Raw genomic sequence first — 11,549 nt, forward strand, 5'->3', positions numbered from 1 at the left:
ACGATAGGTCTTCACCTCATCCGAATGTTTCTCGAAATGCTCCTTCAATACATTATCTATATAGTTGCCTACCGTCAACTGCCGTTTTCCGGCAATCCCGACAATGACCGATATTTTCTGGTGCAGTTCCTTGTCTATATACACCCCTTGTCTGCCTTCACATTTATAAGGCGTGAGGAATTTGCGTATAAAGTCCGCCAGTGCCGTGCGTATCGTTTTCGGTGACGGTTTTTCCGTAACCGTTTCCGGACAGCCGGTATCATCTGTATCATCCGCACCGGAAACATCCCTGACTGTTTCATCCGCATTGTCATCCGCTTTTCCTTTTTCATCGGATAAAGCGGTTTCTCTCTTTTCGCCATTACCTCCGCCCTCTGAAGGTGCGGAGGATAAAGGAGTCTCCGAAGGAACCCCTGCCATCAGGCTGCGCAGGTACGCTTCATCCACCGGATTTTGTCCGCTTGTTTTCTTTGCCATGACTATTCGGTTTTAAGTATAGACATGATTTCATCCATAAACGTATCGAAGCCGCACTCTTTAGTGAATGCCGCATCGGGAGCGAACAGCGTACTCCGGTAAACGGGACCGCCCGTAGCGGACAAGTCTTTGGTAAAGTTGCTGCGCACGGGAATGCGTGTTTTGAGACAATCCAGCCCTAACAAAGAAAAACCTTGCTGATACACATCATACAATGTCGTGCGTTCCCTGCGGTCAACCATGTTCCAGAACAGATGAAGACTTTTCAGAGCGGATACGCCGGTCTTTATCAGCCGGTCATTAATGGTGGTGGCAAAGTTCAACGTACTTTCCAGCACAAGTCGGTCTGCCTTTATCGGCACGAACAGATAATCGAGCGCACTGATTGCGGCGATAACTCCATCGCTTCCCATAGTTCCGGGCAGGTCGAACAGTACCACGTCATAATGCGTATCCGCTTTCTCTTCAAATGCCCTTCAGTGCGCCATGCAATCCGCCGGTGTGCTTCCGATGACCGGATATGCCTTTTTCTTCAATCTTCCGGCCTGTTCCACCAAGAGGTTCTGATAAACGGGTGTGGTCTTCACCACTTCCATATCCCGTTTTTTCTGTTTCATAATAGAATGCTGCGGATAGTCGCAATCCACCACCGCTACGTTCAGTCCTTTCACATAATGCAGTCATGCTGCCGCATAAATCGTAAACGTCGATTTACCTACGCCTCCCTTTTGGGAAGCAAACGAAATGAATACCGTTTCCTTTCTCTTTTCCATTGTTACCTAATTTAAGTGAATAATTTGATTTATTGATAATTAAGCGGATAGCCGTCTATCCATTTATCCATTCAGTCATTTCATTATTCGTTTTGTTGGATAGCTATGTAGCTACTTAGCTATAAAGCTATCTGTCTATTTAGCTATATACTTACATAGCTATCCAATTATATAGCTATTCATCTATTCAGCTATGTAGCTACATATCTATTCGGCTTTCTATATAAGTATTTGGCTAAAAGTTTATTTACCTATCTATTTATCCGAATAACTATTTATCTAAATACCTACTTGTTTGTCTATACATCTTTATATATAGCTGTACAAGCAAATAAATAGCCTTATGAATGCTTGTCTGAAAACATACTTAATCAAATGGCTATACAAACAAAAAGCTATTCGGATAGAAAACCATCCGGATAGCTATCCAGATAACTATCTTTGTATCTATCCAAATAAGTAACTGAATAGCTATCCGGCTGCAAATAAACCTCAAAAAGAGCATCCGTGATGTACCCGTGGTTTCAAAGTCATTTATTGGCGGCTGTTGGCGCGATACGCCATGATACACAGATAGAAAAAACTATCTACCTTTGTCGCCGGGAGAGCGCAGCCCGTTCTCGATAGAGAACGTAAACAAATCCTTCAGACCTTTAATCCGGCCCAGCCGGATTTTAATATGCGTCAGCATATAGCGAGGTGTACTTTCAGCGGTTGAAAATATTTCTACCCGCTGAAAGTCTCGCCCGAAAGGTGTTTCGGGGGCAAAGGTTCTCCCAAGTCGAACCTTTTAAAATTTTCATGTTATGAAAGATGAAACGAGAATCCGTGGCGCCGCAGGGCGCAAGGTGCTGGCCGATCCACGCACGCACCGTTATTACCTCTGCCTCAATGACGAGGAAGACGAAAAGTTTATCTCCATGTTCGAGCAATCCGGCATGAAGAACAAGGCCGAATTTATCTTTGCCCGTATCTTCGGTTGAGAGTTCAAGGTAGTGAAGATTGATAAGGAAGCACAGGAATATTACGCCCAGCTCACCGCTTTCTATCAGCAGTTCCGCCGTATCGGAAACAACTACAACCAATGTGTAAAAACCATCCATACCATTTATGGAGAGAAGAAATCGCTTGCCTTCCTTTATAAACTGGCGGAAGAAACCCGTAAACTGGAAGAAGTATGCAAGCAGGTTATCGAACTGACAAAGCGGTACGAAAAGGAGTATCTCACTAAAAAGGAATAACGTCATGGTGCCGAAGATTACATCGGGCAGTTCATTCTACGGAGTGATTGCCTATAATAAGATAAAGGTGGACGACGGTACGGCAAAGGTATTGTGACATCCGAAAATTGCGGCCGACACCTCCGGCAATGTGCCGATTGAAAACTGCGTGCAGGCTTTTGAACCTTACATAGCACTCAATTCGCACGTCAGGAAACCGGTTATCCATATCTCATTGAATCCTTCCCCGAAAGACATTCTTTCGGAAGAACAGATGACCGTATTGGCGCAGGAGTTTATGGAAAAGTTCGGTTACGGGAACCAGCCTTATATAGTCTGGCTTCACGAAGACATCGACCGCAAGCACATGCACATCGTTTCGGTACGCATCAACGAGAAAGGAGAAAAGATAGACCACAACCGGGAAGCGATCCGAGCACAGAATATCTGTCGGGAAATGGAAGTGAAGTATGGGCTTCATCCCACACTCGGAGAACATGGCGAGCGGGAACCGGTAAACCTGCAAAAAGTGGATTATCCGAAAGGCGATGTGAAAGCGCAGGTGAAACATACCGCCCGTACTTTGCTGGAATGCTACAACTGCCATTCGCTTGCGGAATATAACACCCTTCTGAATTTGTATAACGTAACCGTTTATGAAGTCAGGGGAAGTGTGGACGGAAAGGAATACCACGGTATCATGTACGGAGCTTTGGATGATAACGGACAGCAGGTAGGCACGCCTTTCAAATCCAGCAAGTTCGGCAAGGCATTCGGTTATGAAGTACTGCAAAAGAAATTTGCCGCTTCCACTGAAAAGGTGAAGAAGGACAACCTCGCAGAAAGGACAAGGCAGGAAATCATCAAAGCCATGCAGGACATCGGCACGAAAGAGGATTTTGCCCGGAGGCTGAAAGAGGCCGATATAGAGGTCATTTACCGTATCAATCTGGAAGGACGTTTGTATGGCATTACTTTCATAGACCATACCAGCCGGACTGTATTCAACGGTTCACGTCTGGGCAAAGCTTTTTCTGCCAATGTATTCAATGAGTTGTTCAACAACCCGAATGCAGACCGTGAACGGTTGATACCGCCAACCGGGCAGGAAGCATCCCGGCAGGATAGAGATACGGAACGGGAAGAAAGACAAGAAAGGGAAGAAAGACAGGAGCAACAGTACCGCCAAGAGCCGGAAACTTCCGGTAGTCTGATTGACACCTCCGCACTCGGAGCCGTTGATATATTCTCCATGCTTATGGAAGATGATCATACACACGAGTATATCGACCCGTCTTTCCGCTATGGACGAAAGAAAAAGAAGAAAAAGCGGAGACGCAGATTATAATATAATAATGTATAGAACAGAAGTCTAATTTAAAATTTACGATTATGCAGAATGAAGATGATTTAAGAGGTCTGGCAAAGGTCACTGACTTTATGCGGGCCATCAGTTTTTTATTTATGGCGATACACATCTATTGGTTTTGTTACGGCTGGCTCTACGAAATGGGCTGAACGCTCGGTATAGTAGACCGGATACTTTCCAACTTCCAACGTACCACCGGACTGTTCTCATCCCTGCTGTATACAAAGCTGTTTTGTGTTCTCTTCCTCGGTCTGTCCTGTATGGGAAACAAGGGAGTGAAAAAACATGAAATCACATGGAGGCAGATTATCATTGCGGCCATAGCGGGCGCAATACTCTTTTTCTTTAATTGGTGGTTGCTCTCCGTCAATGCTTCTTTGGGTGTTTGTGCGGTACTATATACCGCAACTTTAACCGGAGGTTTCTTTTCTCTGTTGGCATCCGGCTTATGGATAAGTCGTTTGCTCAAAGGCAATCTGTTGGAGGATGTTTTCAACCGTGAGAACGAATCGTTCATGCAGGAAACCAAGTTAATGGAAAATGAATATTCCGTTAATCTGCCGACCAAATTCTGGTATAGAGGCAAGGAATGGAAAGGCTGGATAAACGTAGTGAATCCTTTCCGAGCCAGCATGATTTTAGGTACACCGGGTAGTGGTAAATCGTATGCCGTGGTAAACAATTATATAAAGCAGGCAATCGAAAAGTCTTATGCACTCTATATATACGACTTTAAATTTGACGACTTATCGGTTATCGCTTACAATCATCTGATCAAGTATCGGCACCGCTACAAGATACCGCCCAAGTTCTATGTGGTAAACTTCGATAACCCACGCAAGAGCCATCGTTGTAATCCGTTGGCTCCGGAACTGATGACGGATATTTCGGACGCTTACGAATCCAGTTATACTATCATGTTGAACCTCAATAAAAGTTGGGTGCAAAAGCAGGGGGACTTCTTTGTAGAATCTCCGATAGTCTTATTTACTGCGATAATTTGGTTCTTGAAAATCTATGAAGGCGGCAAGTACTGTACATTCCCTCATGCCATAGAATTGCTTAATAAAAGGTATGAAGACGTCTTTACTATCTTGACAAGTTACCCCGATTTGGAAAACTATCTTAGTCCGTTTATTGATGCATGGAAAGGTGGAGCAAGCGAGCAGCTCCAGGGCCAGATCGCAAGTGCTAAAATCCCACTGTCCAGACTGATAAGTCCGCAACTCTATTGGGTGATGTCCGGCAGTGATTTTACACTGGATATTAATAATCCGAAAGAACCTAAAGTTCTTTGTGTAGGTAACAATCCCGATAGAATTTCCATTTATGGTGCGGCGTTAGGACTTTATAACTCCCGTATTGTAAAGCTGATAAACAAGAAGAAACAACTGAAAAGTTGTGTGATTATTGACGAGTTACCGACCATCTTTTTTAAAGGTCTGGATAATCTGATTGCTACGGCACGAAGCAACAAGGTAGCGGTCGTATTAGGTTTTCAAGACTTCAGCCAGTTGAAGCGCGACTATGGAGACAAAGAGGCCGCTGTAATCATGTCTACTGTCGGCAATGTGTTCAGCGGACAAGTAGTTGGTGAGACAGCAAAAACATTATCGGAACGGTTCGGAAAAATCCTGCAAAAACGGGAATCTATGAGCATCAATCGCAATGATACATCCACTTCTATCAATACCCAACTGGACAGTCTTATACCTGCCAGTAAAATAAGTACGTTATCGCAAGGTATGTTTATTGGAGCCGTAGCTGACAATTTTGGTGAAACAATTGATCAGAAAATCTTCCACGCACAAATAGTCGTGGATAACGAAGCGGTGCAAAAGGAAACGGCAGCCTACCAGCCCATCCCCGAAATCAGCAGCTTTCTGGATGAAAATGGCAATGATACAATGGAGCAGCAGATACAAGCTAACTACCGTCAAATCAAGCAGGATATTGTCGAACTGGTTGAGAACGAACTGATTCGTATTGAAAATGATCCGGCACTCAAACATCTTTTGGGTGGCAATGAAGGAGAGTAACCGACATTCTAAAACAAAAATGATATTATAACAAATATAAAAGCATCATAATTCCGAGGACATATAGTTTTCGGAATTATTTCATCAAGATCTTTACAATTTTTCTCCATTCATTTCCAGTTAGATTTGATTTTTTAGGTTTATAATTGTCCCAATCAGATTCAGACAACCCATTAATTTTTTCTCTTAAAGAAGAAAAGGAAAAGCTTTTTAGGTTTCCGTCTATAATATTCGCCAAACTAAATGACAAAGATCGTGGTATTCCCAACATTCTTAATGCCAAGGGCTTTTCACTATCAACGCCATAGTACACTAACGAAGGAATGTAAGAATCTTGAATTTCATCTTGATTACCTTTTACTATTCCCTCTAAAGCACTTAATCCCCACGAAGTTTTGAAACGTATATCATTCATCTTTTTCATAAACTCAGTCATACGCTCATCATCTTTCAACGTTTTGTAATGAGGATGAATTAAAGAAATGGCATTAAGTTTATCACCTTTTACCCAAGCTATTACCATTTTTGCTATTTGTTCTGGGCTAAAAGGTGCCTCCTTAGAATCTGTTCCTAAATTTGTCTCCTTTAGTGTAGCAATTACTTTTATTTTCTCCGTAAGATTAGAATTGTCACTTCTATTAAACATTACATTCGGTTGCCATCCTGCTAAATTAGCAATAATATTGTTTTGTGATTTTTCACGCATTATCTTCAAAACAGACGGAACTGAAAAGCCTGTTTTATCAGCGAACTGCAATGCACCTAAAGTCCCACCGTATTTTAATTCTATAGATTGATATATACTCTTACATAGCTGAACGAATTTTTCTTTTTGCTCTTCGTTTTCAAGTAGGTAGTATTGTAATGAATCCTTGAACATATCCTCAACTTCTACTGCATAAGTATTTTGTCCAGTAGTAAGTAAATGTACAAAATACTGAAATAACGGAGAAAATGAATTTGGATAATTCTTGATTAAATCATATATACCCTTTTCTTTCGATAAATAGGAACGTACACTATCCTCGTTAATAAAAAGTTCTGCTAATACACTTGCCAATTCATCAGAACTTCTTTCGATAATACCTTTAAAAACCTCTTCACTTTTAGACGTATGAAAAGGCATGATTATTTTTCCGAAATTATCTACTAAGGTTCTACCAGCCCTTCCTGCTATATTCCAAAAATCATTAGAAGAGAGAACTGTATCCCCTTTTCTATAATCATCAAAGAAAACCGAAGATACAGGAAAGTTAACTCCTTCTGCTATAGTAGTAGTGGCACATACATATTTTATTTGCTTCTCACGAATTAAATATTCAATCAATAGTTTAGCCTCATCTGATAATCCTGCATGATGAATAGCTATTCCTTTTGATAAATATTTTGTCAAAGTCGTTTCTTTTCCTATTTCATCATCAATATACTTCCTAACTAAAGAAATTTCTTCTGTCTCAACAAATGAATTCGTATGCTTATAAATAAAACCGGCTCTCTTATTAGCTGTTCCTCGACCATAGCAAAGAATTAGTTGTGTCTTTCCTGTTTCGGCAAAATGCTTACTGGCAAATTCGAGAATACGATCTTTTTCCGATCTGCTTTGTAAGTCATATGGGTTATTAAAACATCCTTTTGTCTCACTTTTAAAAGATGTGTCATAAGCCGATGCCAACAATTCAAACTTTATTTCATCAACATGTTTAGTCTTATGATTTTTTATACCAATAAGTAATTTCTCAGCAGGTTTCCAGTCTATTTGAATAGTATTTCCTCCTCCTAACCATTCAGCCATTACATCTTTTTTACCATGCAAAAAAGGTGAAAGCAACATAAATTTAGAATTAGGTCTTTCTCGTTTCAAAAGAGCCATTAGAAGCTCCAATCTTGCACCACGTTGACCATTTCCAATAGTATGTGCCTCATCTATTATAAACAGAGAAATATCATCAACAGAAGGATGCTTTCTCCTTATTAACAAATCAAGTTTTTCAGGAGTAGATACTAAAATATCAATTTTATCACTACTCAAAAATTCATTTTCTGTAGGATCTATTTCTATAGCAGAAGATGTCTTTTCAACACAAATATTCAAATCTGATAAATCTGACTTTAAATCATAGTAAACTTGATTGACTAAAGCGCGAGAAGGCACGACATATATAATTTTTGCATCTGATCGCAAAGATTTTGTTACGATAATATTAAATTCTGCCAATAAAGTTTTACCAGCACTTGTGGGCATTTGAAGTATTGTAGCATTAGCATATACATCTAATAGTTTTTGAGTAAGAGCATTACGCTGAGAGGGAAGTAATTCAAGGATACCACTCTGGCTCTTTTTTTCACATAACAATCTAATTTTGTCTTGGAAGGCAGTATGGGACCAAATTGAGTTTTGGCAAATAGATTTTAAATCATTAGAAATGATTTTAATAATATCTTTAAGGCGATTTTGTTTATTGCCTAAAAGTTTATCCGCCATATCTATATGTATTCGAATAACATTCTCAATTCGCTTAGGATACGAATAACCTTCTATAAGATAATGAGCTGTTTCCACAACGGCTTTTGAAGTATGATATAATGCTAAAAGAGACAAAGCTTCGCTTACTTCTTCTTTATATTGAAAATTGTGGAGATAGTTCTCTTCGAATAATTCTTGTTCAGATTGTAAATCCATAATAGTTTGTAATGCCTGCTTGACATCCATAAAACCATTATCTTTTCTTATAAGAAGAATTAGCGCACAAAGAATTTTGGAAAGAACGCGGCCTTTCCAGTTTTCTGTAATAATAATATTTTCAGAATAAAATTGTCTAAGATTTATACGTGCCGATATTGTATTATCATCTTTTAATGCAATACTGGATAATAGAAAATAATATAAAAGTGTACTATCTACTTCATCTACACCTGCAATTTTTTTAAATAATGAAAGATAATTAGAATCTTCTATCTTTATGGCAAGTAGTAACTTATAAGCGTATTCTAAGTTCTTAACATCTTTTTTTTCTTCTGATAGAGATAGAATTGTATAAAGAATTGCTAAACGAACGAGAATTTCTTGTTCTGTATCTGATATATCAAGATTATAATCATATATTTCAGATAGCCAATACGCATCTGCACTCTTTTCTAATAAAGAGCGTATTGATTCATCTTGTATTAAGCTATCTAAAATTTGACGGTTCATTGTTTAATTGTCTTTTGTACTTCCTTATAGAATAAATCAACAGTTTCACTTATTGTTTTTTGTGTGAACGATAAAACAACAAAATGAATGTCATTTGGATTAAAATCAGAGACGTTGGTTTGCATTTTACCATAATCCTTTTTTCCACAGCAAGTGAAATCTCGTATTAATGTACAACCGAAAGTTAAAGTGTATTTATCTGTTTGCCCTGTTTCCATATAAAGTACAGCACAAGCAAAAGTCATAAAATCTTCAGCACCCAATTTCCGACAGTAATCTGATAATTTTTGTATTACCATTGGTAAATCTTCATGGTGTTTTTTTTGAGACTTATAAATTGAATCCTCTGTAACATGCACAACATCTGGTGGAGTTTTTTTCTGTTCTGAAACTTTTGCTTCTCCCAATAGGATATTGAATAATCCATTATCAATGCGATAACCAATAGCATCCAAACTACGCCCAGGTAATTGTGCAAGTTCTCTTGATGAGATATTCTTTAGAGGAATAATAAAGCGTTTACCTTCACCTATTTTTTCCTCAAAATAGTAAGTCATCAATAATTCACCTAAATCACTTCTGTAGATATCATTTAAAATGGCAGGAGCTAAGCCTTGTTCACGTTTCAAATCAATAGCTACTGCATTCTTTTTTATCACTCGCTTTAGCCTTTCTACATTAAAACCACAATCATTTAATTGAGAACTATCTAACGAATCTATATTCACGTTTGTAGTTTCAGAACGTTGTTCAATATATCGTTCTGAAAACTTTCTGATAAATTTATCAAAAACCTTAACGTCAAGTTGTACAAATTCGGGCATAAGCATAGATTTTGAGCAAAAGTATATAAAATACATAGAAACACAAAAGAATAAATGAAGAATAAGGCATTGAAACATACGATTTCCTATATTAGGAAACCTGAAAGAAAAATATAGTAGAACCGAAAGCGTCATCTCGCGCCAATCCCCGCCATCCATTACCACTGCTTCCCAAAATACAATATCCTATGAATTAAACTTCTACATTCGCACCGACGGGCTAAAGTTTACCCGGTATTGATTAATAAATGTATCACTAAATTTTTGATTTTATGGCTAAGAAAAAGCAAGAACAACAAGAACAGAAGCAGGACGAGCATGTAATGGCCATCCTCGACAAGCGAACGAACAAGACCGCAGTCGTTTCCAAAATGAACGAGCAGGACGGTAGTCTCGAAATCGTGCCACCCGACAAGAAGAACAGCAACAACTTCCTCAAACTGGATCGTACCTCACCGCTGGAACTGTTCTTTACAAATTTCAAGAACCAGTACGACAATCCCACGAGTTTCAGTTTTTTCCTTGTACCACTCGTCCTTTTGGAGAAGACACTGAATGCCGTAGTCCAAATCCGAAAAGGGGAAGATCCCGGACTGGAAGGTAAGAAACTGGTGGAAAACAGCGAACTCAACGATGAGGGACGTATCGCCAAACTTGCCCGAAGGTATAAGTTCGACGAACACCAACTTCCGTGGAAAGAACTCGGCGCTTTGGGAATTGACAAGCAATTGTTGTTTGACAACCATTGCATGGGCGAAATGCTGAAAGGAAGAATCACCTCAAAGGCTTTTCCTATTACTAAGGAAGTGAACGGAGAGAAGAAGGATATGGGGGAAGCCTGTTTCCTCTGCGTCAAGGGCGAGGACGGCAAGGTGCAACTGAAAACTCTAAGCAGACTCGACAAACCTCAGTACGACCTGCCTGCCTATAAGGGAGTATTCACGGACGAGGAAAAACAGTCGCTCAAAGACACCGGGACTTTGGGGGCTGTCAAGGAAATGAAGGATACCCACACGGGAACAGTCTGCAACTGCTATGTATCTTTCCATGAACCGAGCAACCGCATCATTACCATGCCGGTGGACGCCATCAAGATACCGGATTATATCTACGGAAAAAGACTGGATGACAAACAGAAGCAAATTCTCGCATCAGGCGGCCAGCTTCCCATCAACGATATACAGCGTAAAAACGACACGCTGCTTTCGGGTGTTGCTTTCGTCGATCCGAGAATAATGGACATCGCATTCAAGCAGTCCGGGGAACAACTGAAAGTGAGCGACACCATAATGGGTGCCAAAATCACTCCCGAACAGAAAAAGATGCTCCAAAACCATGAAATGGTTTTCGTCGAGAATATGCGCTACAAAGGCAGGGTATTCTCCGATGACGTGCGTTTCAGCAACAAGAGCAACCAATTGCTGATAGGACGTAACGCCCGTGAATACAAGCCGACTGTTGATAATAAGAAGAACGACAAGAAAAAGGACGTGAAACAGCAGGCACCCCGGCATGTGGCATCCGTAAAGGCGCAGCCGAAAAAGAGCCTGTCCGTCATGTAGCAGAAAAACTATCCATGTTTACATCAGATATATACCCGGTTTTCTTTTATGGCAGCCGGGTATATACTTAAATATCCAATCAACATTTTAAA

At 40.0% G+C, this 11,549-nt stretch carries 8 protein-coding genes and 2 pseudogenes; 4 read left to right on the plus strand and 6 right to left on the minus strand.

What is annotated here, in order from left to right; translation table 11 throughout:
* The 4 genes from BN161_RS27300 to BN161_RS30885 form a co-directional block, all read right to left on the minus strand.
* Nucleotides 1-477, minus strand: a 477-nt coding sequence (locus BN161_RS27300; protein ID WP_044272336.1) for a DUF3408 domain-containing protein, incomplete at its 3' end; no start/stop codon positions are given.
* Nucleotides 478-479: 2 nt separating this feature from the next.
* On the minus strand, nt 480-890 hold the full coding sequence (locus BN161_RS27305) for a ParA family protein (RefSeq protein WP_044272349.1): 411 nt from the start codon (nt 888-890) through the stop codon (nt 480-482).
* Nucleotides 891-953: 63 nt separating this feature from the next.
* Complete coding sequence (locus tag BN161_RS29005; protein ID WP_008647083.1) at nt 954-1,148, minus strand: hypothetical protein; 195 nt, start codon at nt 1,146-1,148, stop codon at nt 954-956.
* A gap of 9 nt (nt 1,149-1,157) precedes the next feature.
* Nucleotides 1,158-1,250 (minus strand): ParA family protein, encoded by a 93-nt coding sequence (locus tag BN161_RS30885; RefSeq protein ID WP_141651804.1) that lies wholly within the window; start codon nt 1,248-1,250, stop codon nt 1,158-1,160.
* Nucleotides 1,251-2,056: 806 nt separating this feature from the next.
* Here BN161_RS30885 and mobA point away from each other — a divergent pair.
* The 3 genes and pseudogenes from mobA (at nt 2,057) to mobC (ending at nt 5,878) form a co-directional block, all read left to right on the plus strand.
* Nucleotides 2,057-2,491, plus strand: a pseudogene (gene mobA, locus BN161_RS30760) (conjugal transfer protein MobA).
* A 148-nt stretch (nt 2,492-2,639) separates the two neighbouring features.
* Nucleotides 2,640-3,818 carry a conjugal transfer protein MobB gene (gene mobB, locus BN161_RS27320; RefSeq protein ID WP_044272339.1) on the plus strand — a complete coding sequence of 393 codons (1,179 nt, stop codon included), beginning with the start codon at nt 2,640-2,642 and terminating at the stop codon, nt 3,816-3,818.
* 44 nt (nt 3,819-3,862) lie between these two features.
* Nucleotides 3,863-5,878, plus strand: a pseudogene (gene mobC / locus BN161_RS27325) (conjugal transfer protein MobC).
* 76 nt (nt 5,879-5,954) lie between these two features.
* Here the strand turns inward: mobC and BN161_RS27330 are convergent.
* Both BN161_RS27330 and BN161_RS27335 read right to left on the minus strand, forming a co-directional pair.
* Nucleotides 5,955-9,071 (minus strand): DEAD/DEAH box helicase, encoded by a 3,117-nt coding sequence (locus BN161_RS27330; protein ID WP_044272341.1) that lies wholly within the window; start codon nt 9,069-9,071, stop codon nt 5,955-5,957.
* Nucleotides 9,068-9,895: a hypothetical protein gene (locus BN161_RS27335; protein ID WP_125910944.1), complete on the minus strand. Its 828-nt coding sequence runs from the start codon at nt 9,893-9,895 to the stop codon at nt 9,068-9,070. Before BN161_RS27335 ends, BN161_RS27330 begins: the two co-directional genes overlap by 4 nt.
* A 272-nt stretch (nt 9,896-10,167) precedes the next feature.
* Between BN161_RS27335 and BN161_RS27340 the strand changes: the two genes are divergently transcribed.
* A complete protein-coding gene (locus tag BN161_RS27340; RefSeq protein ID WP_044272347.1) occupies nt 10,168-11,457 on the plus strand; it encodes a DUF3945 domain-containing protein in 1,290 nt (429 codons plus the stop codon).
* Nucleotides 11,458-11,549 lie beyond the last annotated feature (92 nt).

Origin of the sequence: Bacteroides timonensis, assembly GCF_000513195.1 — a bacterium.
Lineage (GTDB): Bacteria > Bacteroidota > Bacteroidia > Bacteroidales > Bacteroidaceae > Bacteroides > Bacteroides timonensis.